The sequence below is a fragment of the Alloalcanivorax xenomutans genome (assembly GCF_900217905.1).
Classification (GTDB): domain Bacteria; phylum Pseudomonadota; class Gammaproteobacteria; order Pseudomonadales; family Alcanivoracaceae; genus Alloalcanivorax; species Alloalcanivorax xenomutans.
Genome location: NZ_OBMO01000013.1, coordinates 18,361 through 39,003, shown reverse-complemented (window position 1 = coordinate 39,003; position 20,643 = coordinate 18,361). Strand labels below are relative to the sequence as shown.

Annotated in this window: 19 protein-coding genes and 1 other RNA gene; 13 read left to right on the top strand and 7 right to left on the bottom strand. The window is 63.6% G+C overall.

Annotated features, from left to right (window positions below; translation table 11 throughout):
* The first annotated feature begins 76 nt into the window (after positions 1–76).
* The 3 genes from sspA (at position 77) to CRO06_RS11755 (ending at position 3,239) form a co-directional block, all read left to right on the top strand.
* The gene (gene sspA, locus CRO06_RS11765) at positions 77–715 is read left to right on the top strand and encodes a stringent starvation protein SspA (protein WP_022996218.1); all 639 of its coding nucleotides are present in this window, start codon (positions 77–79) and stop codon (positions 713–715) included.
* A 77-nt stretch (positions 716–792) separates the two neighbouring features.
* Positions 793–1,200, top strand: a complete 408-nt coding sequence (locus tag CRO06_RS11760; RefSeq protein WP_022996217.1) for a ClpXP protease specificity-enhancing factor — start codon at positions 793–795, stop codon at positions 1,198–1,200.
* A gap of 44 nt (positions 1,201–1,244) precedes the next feature.
* Positions 1,245–3,239, top strand: a complete 1,995-nt coding sequence (locus tag CRO06_RS11755; protein WP_055098792.1) for an LTA synthase family protein — start codon at positions 1,245–1,247, stop codon at positions 3,237–3,239.
* A gap of 163 nt (positions 3,240–3,402) precedes the next feature.
* Here CRO06_RS11755 and CRO06_RS11750 read toward each other — a convergent pair whose 3' ends face one another.
* The 7 genes from CRO06_RS11750 to CRO06_RS11720 form a co-directional block, all read right to left on the bottom strand.
* Positions 3,403–4,608, bottom strand: a complete 1,206-nt coding sequence (locus CRO06_RS11750) for an MFS transporter (protein ID WP_022995221.1) — start codon at positions 4,606–4,608, stop codon at positions 3,403–3,405.
* 70 nt (positions 4,609–4,678) lie between these two features.
* Positions 4,679–5,464, bottom strand: coding sequence for an SDR family NAD(P)-dependent oxidoreductase (locus CRO06_RS11745; protein WP_097058507.1), 786 nt, complete (start codon positions 5,462–5,464; stop codon positions 4,679–4,681).
* A gap of 34 nt (positions 5,465–5,498) precedes the next feature.
* Complete coding sequence (locus tag CRO06_RS11740; protein WP_097058506.1) at positions 5,499–7,049, bottom strand: AMP-binding protein; 1,551 nt, start codon at positions 7,047–7,049, stop codon at positions 5,499–5,501.
* A 174-nt stretch (positions 7,050–7,223) separates the two neighbouring features.
* Entirely contained in the window at positions 7,224–7,793 is a 570-nt protein-coding gene (locus CRO06_RS11735) for a BON domain-containing protein (protein ID WP_097058505.1), read from the bottom strand.
* Positions 7,793–8,380, bottom strand: a complete 588-nt coding sequence (locus CRO06_RS11730) for a phosphoheptose isomerase (protein WP_022995225.1) — start codon at positions 8,378–8,380, stop codon at positions 7,793–7,795. Before CRO06_RS11730 ends, CRO06_RS11735 begins: the two co-directional genes overlap by 1 nt.
* The gene (locus CRO06_RS11725) at positions 8,380–8,748 is read right to left on the bottom strand and encodes a YraN family protein (protein ID WP_097058504.1); all 369 of its coding nucleotides are present in this window, start codon (positions 8,746–8,748) and stop codon (positions 8,380–8,382) included. The genes CRO06_RS11730 and CRO06_RS11725 overlap by 1 nt, the downstream gene beginning before the upstream one ends.
* A 4-nt stretch (positions 8,749–8,752) precedes the next feature.
* Positions 8,753–10,552, bottom strand: a complete 1,800-nt coding sequence (locus CRO06_RS11720) for a penicillin-binding protein activator (protein WP_097058503.1) — start codon at positions 10,550–10,552, stop codon at positions 8,753–8,755.
* Between the two features lie 129 nt (positions 10,553–10,681).
* Here CRO06_RS11720 and rsmI point away from each other — a divergent pair, with 129 nt between their 5' ends.
* The 10 genes from rsmI to mraY all read left to right on the top strand — a co-directional run bounded on the left by rsmI (position 10,682) and on the right by mraY (position 20,642).
* Positions 10,682–11,539, top strand: coding sequence for a 16S rRNA (cytidine(1402)-2'-O)-methyltransferase (gene rsmI / locus CRO06_RS11715; RefSeq protein WP_097058502.1), 858 nt, complete (start codon positions 10,682–10,684; stop codon positions 11,537–11,539).
* Positions 11,540–11,757: 218 nt separating this feature from the next.
* Positions 11,758–12,115: RNase P RNA component class A (gene rnpB, locus CRO06_RS11710), an RNA gene on the top strand.
* Between the two features lie 104 nt (positions 12,116–12,219).
* Entirely contained in the window at positions 12,220–13,032 is an 813-nt protein-coding gene (locus CRO06_RS11705; protein WP_097058501.1) for an oxygen-binding di-iron domain-containing protein, read from the top strand.
* Positions 13,033–13,366: 334 nt separating this feature from the next.
* Positions 13,367–13,810 carry a division/cell wall cluster transcriptional repressor MraZ gene (gene mraZ / locus CRO06_RS11700; RefSeq protein ID WP_063142472.1) on the top strand — a complete coding sequence of 148 codons (444 nt, stop codon included), beginning with the start codon at positions 13,367–13,369 and terminating at the stop codon, positions 13,808–13,810.
* A gap of 17 nt (positions 13,811–13,827) precedes the next feature.
* The gene (rsmH, locus tag CRO06_RS11695) at positions 13,828–14,763 is read left to right on the top strand and encodes a 16S rRNA (cytosine(1402)-N(4))-methyltransferase RsmH (protein WP_097058500.1); all 936 of its coding nucleotides are present in this window, start codon (positions 13,828–13,830) and stop codon (positions 14,761–14,763) included.
* Complete coding sequence (gene ftsL / locus CRO06_RS11690) at positions 14,763–15,026, top strand: cell division protein FtsL (protein WP_022995231.1); 264 nt, start codon at positions 14,763–14,765, stop codon at positions 15,024–15,026. Before rsmH ends, ftsL begins: the two co-directional genes overlap by 1 nt.
* Positions 15,023–16,762: a peptidoglycan D,D-transpeptidase FtsI family protein gene (locus tag CRO06_RS11685; RefSeq protein WP_022995232.1), complete on the top strand. Its 1,740-nt coding sequence runs from the start codon at positions 15,023–15,025 to the stop codon at positions 16,760–16,762. The genes ftsL and CRO06_RS11685 overlap by 4 nt, the downstream gene beginning before the upstream one ends.
* Complete coding sequence (locus CRO06_RS11680) at positions 16,759–18,231, top strand: UDP-N-acetylmuramoyl-L-alanyl-D-glutamate--2,6-diaminopimelate ligase (RefSeq protein ID WP_097058499.1); 1,473 nt, start codon at positions 16,759–16,761, stop codon at positions 18,229–18,231. Before CRO06_RS11685 ends, CRO06_RS11680 begins: the two co-directional genes overlap by 4 nt.
* Positions 18,228–19,559 carry a UDP-N-acetylmuramoyl-tripeptide--D-alanyl-D-alanine ligase gene (locus CRO06_RS11675; RefSeq protein ID WP_097058498.1) on the top strand — a complete coding sequence of 444 codons (1,332 nt, stop codon included), beginning with the start codon at positions 18,228–18,230 and terminating at the stop codon, positions 19,557–19,559. Before CRO06_RS11680 ends, CRO06_RS11675 begins: the two co-directional genes overlap by 4 nt.
* A complete protein-coding gene (gene mraY, locus CRO06_RS11670; RefSeq protein ID WP_014995819.1) occupies positions 19,560–20,642 on the top strand; it encodes a phospho-N-acetylmuramoyl-pentapeptide-transferase in 1,083 nt (360 codons plus the stop codon).
* The last annotated feature ends 1 nt before the right edge of the window (position 20,643 follow it).

The following is a 20,643-nucleotide window of genomic DNA, read 5'->3' as shown; positions in this document are numbered from 1 at the left end:
CCAGCCAGCAACAGGGTAACCGCGCAAGCGGCTACCCTGTTTGTGTTATTAGATGATGCTTGGAGATGACTCGACCATGGGCGTGGTGACCAAACGTTCCTCAATGACTTTCTTCTCTTCCCCGGACGATCACTACAGCCACCGGGTGCGTATCGTCCTGGCGGAGAAGGGCGTAACCGTGGATATCGTGGACGTGGACAGCCGGGACAAACCGGAAGATCTGGCGGCCCTGAATCCGTATAACGAGGTCCCGACCCTGGTGGACCGTGAACTGACCCTGTATCAGTCCACGGTGATCATGGAGTATCTGGACGAGCGCTTCCCGCACCCGCCGTTGCTGCCGGTGTATCCGGTGGCGCGGGCGCAGAGCCGTCTGCTGGTGCACCGTATCGAGCGTGACTGGTGCGGCCATGTGGACGCCCTGGTGCTGGGTGAGGAGAAAGACGCCGCTTTGAACAAGCGCCGCAAGGAACTGCGCGAGGGAATGATCGCCACCGCGCCGATCTTCAATGAGCTGCCGTTCTTCATGAGCGAGGAGTTCACCCTGGTGGATTGCGTGGTGGCGCCGATTTTGTGGCGGTTGCCCATTCTGGGTGTGGACCTGCCCGCCAAGCAGGCCAAGCCGTTGCTGGATTATGCCGAGCGTTTGTTCGACCGTGACAGCTTCCAAGCCAGCCTGACCGAGGCTGAGCGGGAAATGCGCCTGGCGCTGTGAACCCCGGCCCGTGCCCCGCGCACGGGCTTTTTTTGCCGCCGGAGCGCGGCCGTATCCATCGGAAAAGCCTTGCTGTTATGTCCGAAATGACTTCCAACCGGCCCTATTTGATCCGCGCTACTCATGAGTGGATATGCGATAACGGTCTTACCCCTCATCTGGCGGTGGACGCGGGCTATCCCGGCACCGAAGTGCCGCAGGAATTCGTCAAGGATGGCCAGATCGTACTGAACGTGGCTCCCCGGGCCGTGACCCAGTTCGTGGCGGGCAACGATGAGATCGTCTTTTCTGCCCGTTTCGGCGGCGTGCCGCATCATCTCAGAGTGCCGGTGGGCGCGGTGATCGCGATTTTCGCCCGGGAGAATGGCCAGGGCATGGCGTTCGAGCCCATGGATCCACCTCCTGATCCTCCCGAGGACGGTCCCGATGACAATGGTCCTGACAAAGGTCCCGACAAGGGCCCGCGTTTGCGTGTGGTGAAGTAAGCGCCGTCGAACTTCGATAACCCGCATCTGATTGTGGAGCCTGTATGCTGTTTTCGCCGCGTGTGCGATTGATCCTGAGCCTGGTTGCCGCGTTCTTCCTGGTTTTCGTGGTACTGAGAGGGGCGTTCTTCTGGTTTTTCCTTTCCGGCCTGGAACTGCCTTCGCAAGAACTCTGGCATGCCTTCGGCATTGGCGTCCGCTTCGACTTGCGTTTGGCCCTGCTGATTGTTCTGCCGGTGGCCATTCTCAGTCTGCTGCCGGGCCTGCTCGGTCTGCGCCGCGGACAGCTGGCCCGCAAACTGGCGGTGGCCTGGCTGGCTCTGGCCTCCGCCGTGGCCTGTTTCGTTTACATCGCGGACTTCGCCCACTACAGCTATCTGGAAGAGCGTCTCAACAGCTCCGTGCTGCGTTTCCTGACCAACCGTGGGGATTCCCTGCAGATGGTGTGGGAAAGTTATCCGGTGGTCTGGCTGACACTGCTGCTGCTGGTGACGCTGGCGGTGGGCGCCTGGTTGGGGCGCAAGCCGATTGCCGCTTTCGCGCGCCGTCCGGCGCCGGGGCGGGGCTGGTTGGGCGGCACCATCGCCGTGGCGTTGGGTATCTATCTGTACGCTCTGGGGATCATGGGGCAAACCGGCACCGTGCCGCTGCGTTGGAGTGACGCTTACTTTTCCAACAATCTGCAGGTGGCGTCACTGGGTTTGAACCCGGCGATCTTCTTTTACGACACCTACACCACCGGTACCCGGGAGCATGATGACGAGCTGCTGGCGCTGCGTTATCAGCGGGTGGCGGAATACCTGGGGGTGACCAATCCGGATCCCGAGACCATGACGTTTGCCCGGTCGGTGCCCGGCCAGGCCCCGCAACGGCCGCCCAATGTGGTTCTGATTCACCTGGAATCCATGGGCGCCAATCGTATGGGGCTGTTTGGCAATCCCATGGAAGCCACGCCCAATCTGGACCGTCTTGGTAATGAGGGGTTGTTCTTCCCCAATTTCATGGTGCCCTCCAGTGGTACCGCCCGTACCGTGTTTGGTCTGGTGACCGGCATTCCGGATATCACCTGGGGTGGCTCCACCGCCTCCCGGGATCCGCAGATCGTCAATCAGTACACCCTGGTCAACGCTTTTAAAGACTATGAGCGCCTTTACTTCATAGGCGGCTCCGCGGGCTGGGCCAATATCCGAGGTGTATTGAAGAACAACATTCAGGATCTGGAGTTGTGGGAGGCCGGAGACTACGACGCTCCCAACATCGATGTCTGGGGTATCTCGGACCGGGACCTGTTCAAGGCCGCTCACCAGCGCCTGGACCAGCTGGATCCGGACAAGCCGTTCATCGCCTTTATCCAGACCGCGGGCAACCATCGGCCGTTCACCATTCCCGATGACGATTCCGACTTCGAGGTGATCAATCCGCCGGAAGACAAAGTGCGCCAGCACGGCTTCCTCGGCAATGATCAGTACAACGCGGTGCGCCTGCTGGACTACAACATCGGTTACTACCTGAATGACCTGGTGGCCAATTCCCATTACGCGGACAACACCATTTTCATTCTGTACGGCGACCATAACGACCGCTCAGAGCCATCCCAACATATGGGGTACAGCGAGTCCCTGCTGCTGGACAAACATCATGTGCCGTTGATCATCTACGGCCCCAACGTGATTGGGGGGCACCGGGTGATCGAGCGCCCCGCCAGTCTGGTGGATATCATGCCCATGGCGCTGGGGCTGGCCGGGCTGCCGTATGAGAACCGCACCATGGGGCGGGATCTGCTGCACATCGATGGCCCCTCATACGCGATCACCTTCGGAGGGGACCGTTCCCACCGGCCATTGATCGGCCTGGTTGGCGAGGATTATCACCTGAGCATGTACTACGACGGTGACAATGCGCGCCTTTACGACCTGGAGGATCCGCGTCTGGAGGCGGATGTTCGCGCGGACCACCCGGAGGTGTTCCAGGATCGCAAGGAATTGCTTGAAGGGCTGTATCAGGCGGGGCGTTACATGCTCCATCACAATCGGCCCTAGTGCGGTTTGGAGACATAAACTCAAAGGTTGCTACAAGGCCGCTGTGGGAGCTTGCCCGGCAAGCGAATTTCCTTTTGGAAACGGGTGCCCATTCGCTTGCCGGGCAAGCTCCCACAGCGGCTTCGTAGTACCTGCTGTGGGAAGCGATGCGTTTAAGCGGTCTTCAGGACACCGCCACATCAGCTGGAAACCGGCGAATACGCTGGGTCAGAAATAACCCGACAAGCAGCCAGAAGCAGGTAAAGCCGATGGCGAGCGGGAAGCCTCCCCGCGTTTCGATCAGCCAGCCCGCCACCGCCGGGCCGATCAGCTGCCCGCCAGCGAAGAACAGAGTGACATAACTGAACGCGATGGGAATGTAACGCGGTGCCACCTGGTCGGTACTGGCGGCCTGGATCAAGGTGAAGACCCCATTGACCGCGCAGCCCATGAAGAAGAAATGGGCGACGAACAGAGGCAGGCTCTGATCGATCAGTGGCAGCGCCATGGCGACGGTCACCACCGACATGGCCAGACTCAGAGTATTGCCGCGCCCCCAGCTGTCCGACAGCGAGCCCCATAACGGGCCGCTGAGGACGGAAAGCAGCCCCATCATCGCCATCAGCCACCCGGCGATGGTTTCGTCGAAGCCGGATTCCACCACGTAGCTGACCATGAACAGAGCCTGGGTGATGTACACCATGCCGATGATGCCGTACACCAGCGCCATGATAATGACCCGGGGATTCCGGTAGATCAGCCATTTATCCGCCGAGGGCGGCCGCGCCGTGCCGGCGTCGTCAGCGGTGGGGGGATCACGCACCGCCAGCAGGACCAGTAAGCCGACGGCGCCGGCGACGGCGGCGAAAATGCCCCAGGTCACCCGCCAGCCGTTCGCGCCGAAAAGATCGGAGAGCCAGGGCACCAGCAGCCCGATGAAGAAAATCCCCGCGCCAACGCCGGCGGTCATGCAGCCGATCATCACCCCACGCCGCTCCGGGTACCAGGTGGCCAGCAGTGACACCGTGGGCGCGAAGCAGAAGGCGGTGCCGAAGCCGAGCAAGGCCATCAACACCACGATCAGCGGGTAGTCGCCGGCGACCGCCAGCCCGGCAAAGCCCAAGGTCACCGCGGCAAGCCCGAAAACCACCGTATTGCGGGCGCCCCAGCGGCTGGCCGCGAGGCCGCCGAGCAATACGAACAGCAGATAACCCAGGGCGGTGACCGTGCCCAAGGCGCCGGCCTGGCGGTAGCTCAATCCGAGATCGGTGCGCATGGCCGGCAGCAGCAGGCCGTAGGCCAGGCGGGCGAAGACAATCACCACCAGCGCCACCAGCATGGCGGACACGGCCATGACCAAGGGATTGGGCCTGTTATCGGTTCGCGGCATTGGCGGGATCACTCGACTGAGATCGGATCAGCATGGTCGGCGTCATGCGCGCAACACGCAACCGTACCCATCACGCGTTGCGCGCCATCAGGCCACCGTCCACCGGAATCACCGCGCCGGTAATGTAGGACGCCGCCGGCAGGCACAGGCTGACGGTCATGTGCGCCACCTCTTCCGGGGCGCCATAGCGTCGCAAGGCGGTTCGCCGTCTGGCGAAAATGGCCTTGTGCTCGTCCGCGATCCGCGCGGTCATGCCGGTGTCGATGGGGCCGGGGCAGATGCAGTTGACGGTGATGCCTTCCTTGCCCAGCTCCACCGCCAGGGCGCGGGTCAGGCCGGTGACGCCGGCCTTTGCCGCCGCATAGGCGCTGTTCTCGGCGGTGGCGCCGAGCGCCTCAGTGGAGGCGATATTGACGATGCGCGGATGGTCCGAGCTTCTCAGGTGGGGCAGCGCGGCCCGCACCAGGCGCTGCTGGGCGGTCAGCAGAATCGACAGGCTGGTGTGCCACGTGGCCTCGTAGTCGTCCGTCGAGGACGAGATGGCGGTGAAGCCGGAGACCCCGGCATTGTTGATAATAATGTCCAGGCCGCCGAAGGCTTCGGCTACCTCGGCGGTGATCGCTTCGATCGCCGCGGCGTCGCTCACGTCCAGGGTCCAGCTTTGCGCCTGGAAACCCGCTTCCCGGATCTCCATGGCCACCCGCCCGGCGCTGTCGCCATCGCGGTCGGTAACGGCAACCCGCGCGCCCTCGCTGGCGAACACCCGGGCGGTGGCTCGTCCCATGCCGCTGGCGCCACCGGTCACCAGGACCCGGGCACCGTTCAGGGAACGGCTCAATTCAGTCATGGTGCTCATACCTTGATCTCCCTGGCATCCGAAGGGTGGTCCGTCAGGCCCATTGCTGGCGAAGGGCTTTCTTGTCCAGTTTGCCGTAAGCGGTGAGCGGCAGACTGTCGAGCAGATGAATCTGTTTCGGAACCTTGTACTTGGACAGAGCGCCTTTGCAGTGGCGCAGCAGCGCTTCCAGGTCCAGCTCGGCGCCGGCATCGGGGACCACGAACGCCGTCACCGCTTCGCCCCAGTCCGGGTCGGGCAGGCCGACCACCGCCACCTGGCCGACACCGGGGTACGGTTGGATGGCGTTCTCCACCTCCGAGGTGTACACGTTCATGCCGCCGCTGATGATCATGTCGTTCTTGCGGTCCAGCAGATACAGGTAACCGTCCGCGTCCATCCGTCCGATGTCGCCGGTGTGCAGCCAGCCGTCCACCAGCGTTTCGGCGCTTTTCTCCGGCAGGCCGTGATAACCGAGCATGTTGTATGGCGTGCGAGCCGCCACTTCGCCGCTTTCACCCGCGGGCACCGGTTTTCCGTTGCCATCGACGATACGGACCTGGCTCATGGTCGCGGCCTGGCCGCAACTGAGCAGCCGTTCCGGATGGGCCGGATTGTGGTCCTCCCGGCGCAACCGGGTGATGAAGTTGGGCGCTTCCGACTGGCCGTACAATTGCACGAACACTGGACCGAAGGTTTCCAGGCCCTGAGTCAGACGCTCCACCGTGATCGGGGCGGCGCCGTACAGCATGGTGCGCAGCGAACTCAGATCCGGACGGGGCTCCGGATTGGCCTCCAGCCAGTCCAGCAGCCGGTAAATCATGGTGGGTACCATGAAGGTGAGAGTGACCTTGTCCTCGCTGATGCGGCGGATCACGGTGGCGGGATCGAATCCGGGTTCGATGTAGTGGGTGGCCCCTTTCAGCAACCCGACCATCAGGATGCTCCCGGCGGCATGGGGCAGAGGCGAGGTGAGCAGAAAGCGCTCGTCGTCTTGCAATGCCAGCTCCATCTGATGGGAAAGCAGGTTCAGATAAATGTTTTTCTGGCTGTGCAGGACGCCCTTGGGCTTGCCCGTGGTGCCGCCGGTGTAGGGAATGAAGGCCAAATCATCCGGTGCCACGTTGACGTCGGTGTACTCCGGCTTGCCGGAGGCGAGAAAATCATCCCAGGGCATCATGTCCGGCGGGCAATCCCGCGCCGGCCCGAGCGCGATCACCTGTTCCAGCTCCGGCAAGCGATCGCGGTGGCGGGAGAGCAACTCTAAACGCTGAGTATCGACGATGGCCACCCGGGTGTTGGAGTCGGCCAGAATATAGAGCACTTCGTCGTCGCTAAGCATGCTGTTCAGCGCCACCCGGGTGGCGCCGGCCTGAATCAACCCCTGGGCCGCCACCGCGAACTCCAGGCAATTGGCCATGGCGAGCGCTACCCGGGTGCCCGGAGTGACGCCGAGCTCGATGAGGGCGTTGCCGACCTGAAAGCTGCCGCGCTGCAACTCGGCATAACTGAGGTCGCGGCCCCCCATGGTTAGCGCGCAGCGGTCCGCGAAACGGGCCAGAGCACCGGTGTACAGGGATTTCAGCGTCATCAGCGGGACGGTCATGGAGGCACCTGGTTGTTGTCGTTGTCGGGCGGCGGGCGGAGAGCCGGATGGGTCGGTGTATTACGTTAGCGAGGGCGGCAGCGGGTAAGCATCGTCGGAACCGACGAAGCGTGGGTCAATAATCTTGACGGAGTTGGTGGGGGGAAGGGGCGGCCTGATCCCGCCCCGGGTGGATCAGTCGATGTATTCGATGATCTTGACGATCTTCTGCACGCCGCCGACTTTCTGAACTTTTTGCACGGCCATGTCGGCTTCCTCACGGGTGAGCAGCCCCATCAGATAAACCACGCCGTTCTCGGTGACCACCTTGGTGCGCATGCCGGGCGTGTCGCCGCTGAGCAACAAGCGGCTTTTCACCTTGGCGGTGAGCCAGGCGTCGTTGGTACGGGCCATGGCGGAGTTGTTGCCAGCCACACGCAGTTCATTGTGGACGTTGCGCACATGGCGTACTTCACGGGCAATGTTTTCCGCCTGGGTTTTCAGTGATTCGCTGGCCACCTGGCCGGCCAGCAGCACATTGCCGTTGAAGCTGACCACGACAATGTGGGATTCGTCCAGGTCGGCGCTGGTGCGGGCCAGATTGATCTTCACCTTGCGTTCGATGTTGCCGTCCTCGATGAACGCTCCGAAGGTGCGGGAACCATGGTCCTGGTCCACCGGCTCCTGCGACATGTTCTTGGTCATGGTGGTGCAGCCCGTGGCGAGCAGGGCGGCCAACAACACGATCAAACCGGTGACGCGCATCAGGCTCCTCCGAACAGCTGTTGATCGATAAAATCACACAGGGCGTGAATCACCAGCAGGTGCACCTCCTGAATGCGGGCGGTGGAGTGCGCCGGCACCCGGATCTCGATGTCCTGGGGGCCGTACAGGTTCACCATCTCGCCGCCTTCCCGGCCGGTCATCGCCACCACCTTCATGTCGCGGTCGTGGGCCGCCTGGATCGCCTGGATCACGTTGGCGGAATTGCCGCTGGTGGAAATCGCCAGCAGCACGTCGCCACCGTTACCAAGCGCGCGCACCTGCTTGGAGAAGATCTCGTTGTAGCTGTAATCGTTGGCGATGGAGGTCAGGGTGGAGGAATCGGTGGTCAGCGCCACCGCCGGCAGCGCCGGGCGCTCCATTTCGAAGCGGTTGAGCAATTCGGAGGAGAAATGCTGGGCATCGCCAGCGGAACCGCCATTGCCGCAACTGAGAATCTTGCCGCCGTTGAGCAGGCATTCCACCATTACCTGGCCGGCCATGGCGATCACCTCGGGGAGCACTTCCCCGGCCTTCGCCTTGGTCTCCAGACTTTCGGCGAACAGTTGCCTGATGCGATCCACACTCATCATTGGTCTCCGTAAAAAGCGTTTTGCACCCATTGGTAACGGACCTCTCCGTCACCATCCGGTTCCAGTCCGAGCACGTCGAAACGGCAGGGATGAGAGCCCCAGCGGGCATTATGAGCCAGAAAATGACGGGCGGCGACGTGCAGCCGCCGTTGTTTGGCGCGGGTCACCGAGGCCAGCGCGCCACCGTAGTCGCGGCGGCTGCGCCAGCGTACCTCAATGAAGACCAGGGTGTCGTGGTCGGTCATGATCAGGTCCACTTCGCCCTGGCGGCAACGGTAGTTCCGCGCTACCGGGCGCAGGCCCCGCTCTCGCAACCAGCGCAAGGCCTGCCACTCCGCCCGTTGACCACGCCAGGCGCCGAGCATCGGATCAGGGCGTCAGCAGCGGGCTGGGCAGACCCCCTTCGAAGGTGGCCCATTGCAGCTCACGCACCACGCGCTTGCCGTCCAGGTGCAGCACGCCGGTGGCACCGGACAGAGTGCTGCCGGGTGCGTTGTTCAATACTGGCAGCCGGGCCTGCAGACGGAAGGCGTCCACGCCCATGGCGAACAGACGGGTGTAGCGGCCGTGGCCATCCGGCCAGTTCGCCGTGGCCATCTCCTCGAGACGCGGATCCGGATTCAGCACCCAGGGCATGTCCACGAACTGGACCCGGTCCAGATCCTGGTCGCGGCGCGGGTCGGGGACGCCGCCGTAAATATAGGAGGTACTGTGCACCGGCAGATAGCGGGCATAGTGGTAGTTCAGGGCTGGTTTGACCTGACGCCCCTGGTCGGCGTTGGCCACCAGGAACACAAACGCCATGTCTTCCGGGCCGCGGGGGCGGAATTCCTTGCCGCCACTGGAACCGAGCTTGCTTCGGGCCTCGCCGAGGAACGCTTTCACCGAACCGCCGATATCGTCATCGGCGTAGGTGCGGCTGACCACGATGGAGCCGCCTTGTGACTGCCAGGCATTGCTGAACGCCTCGGCGACACGGTAGCCCCATTCTGAATTGGGATAGAGCACGCCGGCTCTCACCGCGCCGGCGGCGTAACCGTCGCGGGCCACCTGGCGGGCTTCGTCTTCCGGCGCCAGACCGAACTGGTACAGGCCGCTGCCGCCATCGTCCAGGTAGTTCAGCGCCAGAGTGGGGACCGGCGGAGTGCCGAGCGCATCGATGGCGGCCACCTGGTCCTTGGCCAGCGGACCGATCACGAATTGCGCGCCGTCCATCACCGCTTGCTGATAGACCTGGGCGGCATCGGCGTCGGCGGTATCGTAGAAGCGGAGCTCCGGGGTGTAGTCGCCATTGTCCCGGGCCAGGTAATAACCCGCCATCAGGCCATCATGGAGCGCGTTGCCGGCATAGGAGAGAGGGCCGCTTTCCGGCAGCAGAACCGCGACCCGGGCCGGCCGCTCCTGCGCGGCGCGGCGCATGGCATTGAGGGTTTCTGGCAGCTGTGCCTGAGCCGGGTGCTGCGGCCAGCGCCGCTGCCAGTCGTTCATGCGCGCCACCTGATCATCGAGACCGGCCTGGGCATCGCGGTAAATGTCCGCCAGTTCCAGCCAGCCGAGCAGATCGCCGCTGGCGCCCTCGGCTTCCTGCTGCAATTGGTTGCGTGGTACACGCAGCAGCGCCTGCCAGGTCATCTCTTGGTTGTAAGCGCGGTCGGATCGCCCCAGTCGCGGCTGGATTTCGACCCGCTCCTTAAGGCTTTCCATCAGGTTGTCGTTGAGAGCAAGGGCGTCCGCGCGCAGCAAAGCCAGGCGTGCCTGCTGATCCGCGGGCAGGGAGCGGATATCCCCCTGGTAATCGTTGAGCAGATCCAGCGCCTGTTGCGGTTTGTGCTGCCCGAGCAGGGCCTGGGCGCTCAACTGCAACCAGCGGAAACGCTGATCCATGCTCTGGGCGCCGCCGCGCACCAGATCCAGCACCTCACTGGCTTCCCGGGCCCGGTCGTTGACCAGGTAATAGCTGGCCCAGGAGAGGGCGGTGTCGGTCCGCGCCGGATCCGCCATGTCACCAAGGCGTTGTCTTGCTGATTCGGTGCTGGAAGGGGCTTCACGGGCGGGAGCCGTGTCCATGGCGGGGGTGCCGGCGCGCTGGTACGCCCCCGGTGTCTGGACGCAGCCGGTGATGGCGAGGATCACCAGCAATGCGGCCCATCTAACCTGTCTCAATTCCATGACGGTGGGATAACCCTTTGCTACTGCGGGAATGGAGCCGGTATTGTAGGCACTTTCCGACTCGCGAATAACCCCCGGCGGCGCTGCGCGCCCCTTCTCTTGCCTTATCAGTGAGACAGAGCACGTAAAATGACCCGACCCTCCCACGACGCCGAAGCGGGCTGCCTGTACGTCGTCAGCACACCGATCGGTAATCTGGACGATATTTCCCGGCGCGCCATTCAGGTGCTGCAGGAGGTGGATTGGGTGGCCGCGGAGGACACCCGGCACAGCCAGGGGCTGATGCAACAACTGGGGATTTCCCCGCGCCTGATCAGTTGCCATGACCACAATGAACAGCAACGGGCGCCGGATCTGGTGGCACGGCTGGTCGATGGCGAGAGTGGCGCGCTAATCAGCGATGCCGGCACGCCGCTGGTCAGTGATCCGGGCTACCGTTTGGTGCGGGCCTGCCAGGATGTCGGGGTGGCGGTGGTGCCGATTCCCGGGGCATCGGCTCTGCTGGCGGCGCTGGCGGTGGCCGGCCAGCCCAGTGACCGCTTTTTGTTTGAAGGCTTTCCTCCGGCCAAGGGCGCCGCCCGTGAACGGGTTCTGGAGCGCCTGGCCGCCGCGGACGTGACCACCATCGTCTACGAGGCGCCCCACCGGGTGCTGTCCCTGCTTGAGGCTTTGGCGCCGAAAGTGGCGCCGGAGCGGGAACTGACCCTGTGCCGGGAACTGACCAAGCGCTTCGAAACGGTACGCCGGGGACCGGTCGCCGAGGTGCTGGAATGGGTGCGCGCCGACAAGGACCAGCAACGCGGGGAACTGGTGCTGGTGCTGGGGCCGGCGCAGCAAAGCGACCTGCTCAGCGAACGCGACCGGGCCCTGGCCCGCGCTCTGCTGGAGGAACTGCCCCTGTCCCGCGCCGCCCGCGTGCTGGCCGCGCATACCGGGCTCAAGCGGCAGGCGCTGTACAACTACCTGGAAGCAGTTAACAGTGAATAGTGAATAGGTAACAGCGAAAAACAAGAGGCGTTGCGGTTTTGCAAAACGCCCTTGCTTATCCGCAATTCTTGGTTTGGTGCCCGAGCCTTCTTTGAAAAGCGGGAAGAGTGCCTCCTGGGGCTGGGCGCGGCCTGGTACCTTTAAGGACACTCTGTCGCTGCTCGCGCAACTATTAACTATTCCCTGTTCACTATTAACTGAATCCATTATGCTGCGCCCGGGTCGGTCAGGCAGCCGCTGGCGGGAAACCGCTGGAGGAAAGTCCGGGCTCCACAGGGCAGGGTGCCAGGTAACGCCTGGGGGCCACACTGGTGACGGTGTGGCTACGGCCAGTGCCGCAGAAAAGATACCGCCTGTTCCTTCGGGGGCGGGTAAGGGTGAAAAGGTGCGGTAAGAGCGCACCGCGCCGCTGGTAACAGCGGTGGCAGGGTAAACCCCACCCGGAGCAAGACCAAATAGGGATCCAATGGCGTGGCCCGCGCTGGATCCGGGTAGGTCGCTAGAGGTCCTCGGTGACGGGGATCCCAGATGAATGGCTGCCCACGACAGAACCCGGCTTATCGACCGGCCCACCTTATTTCCTCAATGTTGGGATCCGTCCTGGACGGGTCTTGATACAGATCAAGTGCCTTCCGTCGCGCCTATGCAAAATACTTGACTTACATCAAGGAGGGGGCGCGATGACACGGGCGGATATTCTGTTCCAGCAAGGGGACCACGTGGTGGCCAGATTTCATGATCTGGTCCAGGGCGAAGGCGTGCAGGCCAATCAGTTCGCCATTCGCCATGGCGAGCAGGGCGCGCTGATTGATCCCGGCGGCGATCTGACCTATACCCCTCTGACCATCGAGTTGAGTCGCCATCTCAACTTGCGTGATCTCACCTATATCCTGGCGTCCCACCAGGACCCGGATATCATCGCCTCGCTGCCGCGCTGGATGTTGCATTCCCACTGCAAGGTGGCGGTGTCCCGGCTATGGTCGCGGTTTCTGCCCCACCTGGCCTCCACCTTTGTCACTTCGCGGGTGGGGGAGCAATGGCAGGAGCGGATTCTGGCGCTGCCGGACAACGGGGCGGTATTGCCGTTCGCGGGTTCGGAATTGTGGGCCTTGCCCGCCCACTTTCTGCATTCAGTGGGTAATTTCAGTTTTTACGATCCGCTCAGCCGCATCCTGTTTTCCGGCGATATCGGCGCCTCCCTGGGCGGGGAGGAGGGTGAGGTGAGCCGCTTCGAGGATCACATTCCCGCCATGGCCGGGTTTCATCGGCGCTACATGGCCGGCAACCGTGCTTGCCGCTATTGGGTGCGCATGGTGCGCGAGTTGAATCCGGCAATGATCGTGCCGCAGCACGGCGGTTATTTTGCGTCTCGCGTCACCATTGGACGCTTTCTGGATTGGCTGGAACGGCTGGAATGTGGCCCTGACTTGATGGGAGTGGAGCATTACCGGCTTCCAGGGAGAGTTGGCGCTCACCCAAATAGAACCAAATAGGCTTTATTTAACATTTTATATTTCTAAAAGATCTAATACTTAAAGTGCTTTCTCAGCTCCAGAGCGCAGCTGTCTGATTAGTTTCAGAACCAATTTCCCCTCCTTTATTCCCCTTTCAATGTGACACAGCTAACAAACTGATTTTCAAGGAATTTCTTTTACATTCACCAATGTCGTGAAACTTGACTTGTGAAAAGCGCTGGCCATAGAGTGTCGCAATGTGGTGAAAAGTGGGATGAAGTGGGAAAAAGGCTTCATCCGGTGTGGCGAAGTGGGATGGATAACCACTCCCAATGCTTCGACATAGAAGGGCCGACATAAAAGGGGAAGGCCAGTGTTCAATGGGCGTACCGCGCTCAATCTGGATGCAAAAGGTCGGCTGACCGTGCCGACGCGCTATCGCGAGCCGCTTAACAGCGCTTGCGGTGGCCGCGTCGTGCTTACTCAGCACCCCTATGACGCCTGTCTGGTGATGTACCCGTTTCCCGAGTGGCGCGAGATTGCCCGCCAGGTGGCGGCGCAGAGTGACGCCCACGCTCAGGTTCGTGCGCTGAAGCGCCGGTTCCTGGGTCAGGCGGTGGAAATGGATATGGACGGCAATGGCCGTTTGCTGGTGCCGCCGGAACTGCGGGACGTGGTCGGGCTGGAAAAGCGCGCCATGTTGGTGGGTCTGTTGCACCGCTTTGAAATCTGGGCCGAAGACACCTGGAACGAACTCGAACAGCAGAACCTGGACCAGGAAGCCATGCCCGAGAGCGTGCAGGCTCTGTCGTTCTGACGCCGCGAGGTCATGGCATGAACAACGGGAAGCAGTACGCACACCAGCCGGTGATGCTGGAGGAGGTACTGGAAATGTGGTTCACGCGGGACGACGGCTTCTATGTGGACGGCACTTTTGGCCGCGGCGGCCACAGCCGTGCGCTGCTGTCGCTGCTGTCGCCCGCCGGGCGTCTGACAGGCGTGGACCGTGACCCGCAAGCGGTGGCCACTGGTGAGCAACTGGAAGCGGAAGATTCCCGCTTCCGTATTCATGCCGGCCGTTTTGACTGTCTGCCGGAACTGGTGAGTGAGGCCGGGCGGCCGATTGACGGTCTGTTGCTGGATCTGGGTGTGTCCTCGCCGCAGTTGGACGATGCCAGCCGCGGGTTCAGTTTTCTGCGCGATGGTCCGCTGGACATGCGCATGGATCCGGGCAGTGGTGAAAGCGTGGCCGACTGGCTGGCCCGCGCCGAGGAAAAAGACATCGCCGACGTGTTGTATCGCTTCGGCGAGGAGCGCAAGTCACGGCGCATTGCCCGTGCCATAGTCGCGCGCCGTCAGGAAGCGCCGTTGCGGACCACTCGCCAACTGGCCGATCTGATTGAGTCGGCGCTGGGCAAGGGCGATCCGGGCAAACATCCGGCGACGCGCAGCTTCCAGGCCCTGCGCATCCACATCAACAGGGAGCTGGAGGCGCTGGAAGCGACTCTGGCACAAACGCTCGAGACGCTCGCCATCGGCGGGCGTCTCGCCGTTATCAGCTTCCATTCTTTGGAAGATCGGCTGGTGAAGCTGTTCATTCGCGACCAGTCCGGCATGGCGCCCCGGGGGCGGGGTGGATTGCCGCTGGGTGAGGAAACACCCCAGCGGCTACGGCCGCTGGGTAAGGCCCGGCGGGCCGCGGAGGAAGAAGTGCGGCATAACCCACGCGCCCGCAGCGCGGTGCTGCGCGTGGCGGAGCGGGTGGCCTGATGGCCCGCTGGCTGCATTGGCCGTTGCTGATCCTGGTAGTGGGGTCGGCACTGGCCGTCAGTTATACGGTGCACGAGGCACGTCGCCTGACCGATGAGAGTCAGCGGCTGCAGCGGCGCCAGGCGCAACTGGAAACCCAGTGGGGCCAATTGCTTTTGGAACACAGCACCTGGGGCAGCTACGCCCGGGTGGAGAGCCTGGCCAGAGAAAAGCTGGGCATGAAAGTCCCGACCACCGACGAGCGAGTGTTGACACGGCCATGAGCGCCAACAAACGCAAAGCGACACGCAAACCGGTCGCCAGCAAACGCTGGACCGGCAGACGCTGGCACTTGGTGCTGGCGTTCTGGCTGGTGTGCGCCGGTGTGCTGGTGGTGCGCGCGGTGGATCTGCAGGTGGTCGAGCACGATTTCCTGGCCCACCAGGGGGATATCCGTAATTTGCGGGTGGAGCCTCTGGCCGCCAACCGGGGTGTGATTCGCGACCGCAATGGCCGGCCGCTGGCGGTCAGTACTCCGGTGGTGACGCTGTGGGCGAATCCCCAGGAGGCGATGGAGAATCAGCAGCAATGGTCCAAGCTGACCGGCAACCCGATTATTGACCGGGCGCGTTTCGCCCGGCGCGTGAAGGCGCACGCCAGCCGGGAGTTCATTTATCTGGCCCGGGGGTTGGCGCCGGAGCAGGCGGAATCCGTATTGTCCCTGGGCGTGCCGGGTATCTACTCGCTGACCGAGTACCGCCGTTATTACCCGGCCGGTGAAGTGACCAGCCATGTGGTCGGGTTCACCAACATTGATGAACAGGGTCAGGAAGGCGTGGAACTGGCCTTCGACAAACAGCTCACCGGCGCGCCGGGCCGCAAGAAAGTGGTCCGGGACCTGCTGGGCCGGGTGATTCAGGATATTGAACTGATCGAACCGGCGCGTCCGGGTGAGGATGTCACCCTGAGCCTGGATCTGCGGTTGCAGTACCTGGCCTACAAGGAACTGATGTCCGCGGTGCATCGCTTCGGCGCCACCGGCGGTTCGGTGGTGGTGCTGGACGTGAAGACCGGCGAGGTTCTGGCCATGGTCAACCAGCCGGGCTACAACCCCAACAACCGCAGTGGCATCAATACCGCCAGCCTGCGCAACCGCGCCGTCACCGACCTGTTCGAGCCCGGTTCCACGGTGAAACCGTTCACCGTGGCCGCGGCCCTGGAGCAAGGCATGGTCACCCCCGCCACCGCCATTAATACCCACCCGGGCTATCTGCGCGTGGGGCCGAAAACCATTCGCGATCATCGCGATTACGGCGTCATTGATGTGACCACGGTGCTGACCAAGAGCTCCAACGTGGGCACCAGCAAGCTGGCGCTGTCCATGGATCAACAGGTGTTGCCGGCCATGCTCGAGCGGTTCGGTTTCGGCCAGCCCACTGGCGTGCGTTTTCCCGGCGAGAGCGGCGGGGTGCTGCCGATCCGTGCCAAGTGGCGTGATGTGGAGCGGGCGGCGCTGTCCTACGGCTATGGCGTCAGCGTGACCGCTCTGCAACTGGCACAGGCCTACGCCATTCTCGGTAATCAAGGGCGCCGGGTGCCGCTGTCCATGGTCAAGGTGGATGAAGCGCCCCAGGGCGAGCGGGTGATTGGCACGGATACAGCCCGCGCCATTGTCGACATGCTGGAAACCGTGGTCGGCCAGCTGGGCACCGCCCGCCGTGCCCGTATCCCCGGTTATCAGGTGGCGGGCAAGACCGGCACGGTGCACAAACTGACCGCCACCGGCTATGCCGAACACCGCTATCAGGGCATTTTCGCCGGTCTGGCGCCGGCCACCGATCCGCGCATCGCCGCCGTGGTGGTGATCGATGATCCGGACCAAAGCGCCTACTACGGCGGTCTGGTGGCGGCGCCGGTGTTCTCCACCATTGTTGGCGGCGCCCTGCGCGCCATGCACGTGCCGCCGGACAAACCGGAAGGGGTCATCGCCGGCGAGCCGGACGGGGAGGGTCGCACATGATCACCCTGGGCCAACTGCTGACCGATCTGGCATTGCCGGCCGACCTGGCCGGCTTGCCGGTTATGGCGTTGCGGCTGGACAGCCGGGCGGTCCGTCCCGGTGATGTGTTCCTGGCGGTGCCTGGATTCCGTGCTGATGGGCGCAGTTATATCGGTGCCGCCGTCGAGGCCGGGGCCGCCGCCATCCTGCAGGAAGGCGATGCCTTCACCGTTGATCAGAGCGGCGCGGTGCCGCGCATCGGGATTCCCGGGCTGGGCCGCGGGATCGGCACCCTGGCGGCCCGTTTTTATGGTTGCCCCGCCGACCAATTGCAGATTGTCGGAGTGACCGGCACCAATGGCAAAACCAGCATTACCTGGTTTCTGCGCGACGCTCTGGATGCCGTCGGCCACCGCTGTGGCCTGGTCGGTACTCTGGGCGTGGGGCTGAAAGGGGACGAGGCGGATACCGGCCACACCACGCCGGATCCGATCACCCTGCAGTCGGCGCTGCATGGCTTACGGGAAAAGGGCGCCGATTATGTCGCCATGGAAGTGTCCTCCCACGCTTTGGATCAGGGGCGTCTGGGGGATACCCGGGTGTCCTGCGCGGTGTTCAGTAATCTCAGCCGCGATCACCTGGATTACCACGGCAGCATGGACGCCTACCTGAATGCCAAGCGCTCTCTGTTCACCCGTCCGGGGCTGGCCATGGCGGTGATCAACACCGATGACGACGCGGCCTCCACGCTGGTGGCCAGCCTTGACGATGGTGTGCGTTGCGTGACCTTTGGATCCGCGGATGGCGCCACCGTGCGCTGTCTGGAGCATCGGGCCCTGCCGGAAGGCATGGAAATGGTGTTGAGCGTGGGCGGCGAGCCGTTATCCCTGCGCCTGCCGCTGTACGGCGACTTCAATCTGAGCAATGTGATGGCGGTGGCCGGGGTTCTGCACGGCTTGGGTTGGAGCAACGAGGCGCTCGGCCAGGGGCTGGGCGCGCTGACGCCGGTGCCGGGACGGATGGAGTCCCTGTGCCAGCCGGGGCAGCCGGTGGTGGTGGTGGATTATGCCCATACACCGGATGGTCTGGAGAAAGCCCTGAGCGGCGTGCGCGGCCACTTCCCTGGCCGCTTGTGGTGCGTGGTGGGTTGCGGCGGTGACCGTGACACCGGCAAGCGCCCGCTGATGGGCGCGGTAGCGGAAAAGTTGGCCGACCGAGTGGTGCTCACCAGCGATAACCCGCGCAATGAGGCGCCGGAAGGCATCATCGGGCAGATCCGCGGCGGCATGAACCGGCCACAAGAAGCGTTGTGTCTGAGTGACCGGCCCGAAGCCGTGGCCCGTGCCATCGCCGAGGCCGAGGCCGGTGACGTGGTGCTGATCGCTGGCAAAGGCCACGAAACTTATCAGGAAGTGGCTGGCCACCGTTATCCCATGGACGACCGGGCCCTGGCCCGGGCGGCGCTGGCGCGCCGGGGAGGCCAGGCATGATGCGTCTGTCGCGGATCAGCGAGTGGACCGGTGGCGTACTGCGCGGCGCCGATCAGGATATCAGCGCGGTGTCCACCGATACCCGCCAATTGTCCGCCGGTGCCTTGTTCGTGGCACTGCGTGGCGAACGCTTCGACGGCCATGCCTTTTTGCAACAGGCCCGTGAAGCCGGCGCCGTGGCCGCGCTGGTGGAAGCGGATCAGGACGTTTTCGAGTCCCAGGTGAAGGTGGCGGATTCGCGCCGTGGCCTGGGCCTGCTGGCGGCGGGTTACGCCGCCGGGTTCCCGGTGCCCCGGGTGGCGGTGACCGGCAACGCCGGCAAGACCACGGTGAAGGAAATGATCGCCGCGTTGCTGGGCGAAGGGACCCTGGCCACCCGAGGCAATCTCAACAACGACATCGGGGTACCGCTGACGCTGCTGCGGTTCGATGATCAGGTGCGTCAGGCAGTGATCGAACTGGGTGCCAATGCGCCGGGTGAAATCGCCTGGACCAGCTCCCTGGTGCGGCCGCGGGTGGTGTTGATCACCAATGTGACCGGCGCTCATCTGGAGGGCTTCGGCACCATGGAAGGCATTGCCCGCGCCAAGGCGGAAATCTTCACCGGCTGTGAGCCGGGGGCCACCGCGGTGATCAACAATGACGATGGCTTCGCCGACTTTTTCGCCGGGGAAGCCGCCAGGCACGGCTTGAACGTGGTCCGGGTCGGCGGCGCGGATGGCGCGCTGCGGGCCGAAGAGGTGGTTCTGGAGGACCGTGAAGTGCGTTTCCGGCTGATGCCTCAGGGGCTGCCGGTGCGGGTGCCGCTGGCCGGCGCCCATCAGGTACAAAATGCGCTGCTGGCCCTGGGCGCGGTCAATGCTCTGGGTGTGGAACTGGCCGATGTGGTCGACCGCTGGCAATCGCTGAGCCCGGTGCCGGGGCGGATGAATCTGAAGACGCTGGGGCGCGGCCTGTTGGTGGACGACACCTACAACGCCAACCCCGGATCGGTGCGGGTGGCGGTGCGCTGGCTGGCCGACCGGCCGGCGCCGCGAACTCTGGTGCTGGGGGCTTTGGGGGAATTGGGGCCCGGCGCCGGTGACATCATGCGTGCCCTGGGCGAAGAGGCGGCCCGGGATCTGGATCTTTTGATTGCCATGCCGGGAGCGGAAGCCGCCGCGGCGGGTTTCGGCGAAGGCGCTGTTTTGGCGACGGATCACGATGACGCCGCCGCGCGCGCCGGCACGGTTCTCGACGCTGGCGGCACGGTATTGGTGAAAGGCTCACGCACTGCCCGCATGGAGCTTGTGGTGCACCGGCTTGAAGAACTCAAGGGGGGACACTAAATGCTGCTTTGGCTGGCGGAGAATCTATCGAGCCTGTACAGCGGATTCCTGGTTTTCCAGTACATCACCATGCGCGCCATCATGGCGGTGCTCACCGCGCTGTTCCTGGCGTTCTGGATCGGGCCGGTGATGATTCGCAAACTGCAGGAAAAACAGGTCGGCCAGGCGATCCGGGACGACGGCCCGAAGAGCCATCTGAGCAAGGCCGGCACGCCGACCATGGGCGGCGGTCTGATTCTGGTTTCCATCGCCGTGGCGACGCTGCTGTGGGCGGACCTGTCCAATCGCTACGTCTGGGTAACACTGGGCGTGCTGGTGGTGTTCGGCGCCGTCGGCTGGGTGGACGACTGGCGCAAGGTGATCGAAAAGAACCCGCGCGGCCTGCCGGCGCGCTGGAAATACTTCTGGCAGTCGGTGGGGGCGCTGGGCGCGGCACTGGTGCTGTTCTTCACCGCGCAAAGCCCGGCGGAAACGCAATTGATCGTGCCGTTCTTCAAGAACGTGGCCATCAACCTGAGCTGGTTCTATGTGGTACTGACCTATTTCGTCATCAACGGCACCTCCAACGCGGTCAACCTGACCGATGGCCTGGACGGGCTGGCGATCATGCCCACCGTGCTGGTGGCGGCGGCGCTGGGTATTTTCGCCTACGCCAGTGGCCACGCCGAGTTCGCCACCTACCTGCAGATCCCCTATATCGCCGGTGCCGGCGAACTGGTGGTGATCGTCGCCGGTCTGTGCGGAGCGGGGCTTGGCTTTCTCTGGTTCAACGCCTATCCGGCCCAGGTGTTCATGGGCGATGTGGGCGCGTTGGCGCTGGGCGCGGTGCTCGGCGTGATGGCGGTGATCGTCCGCCAGGAAATCGTGCTGTTCATCATGGGCGGTGTGTTCGTGATGGAGACCGTGTCGGTGATGTTGCAGGTGGCGTCGTTCAAGCTCACCGGCCGGCGCATCTTCCGCATGGCGCCCATTCACCACCACTTTGAACTGAAGGGGTGGCCGGAACCGAAGATCATCGTCCGGTTCTGGATTATTACCGTAATGCTCGTACTGGTGGGTCTGGCGACCCTGAAACTGAGGTAAG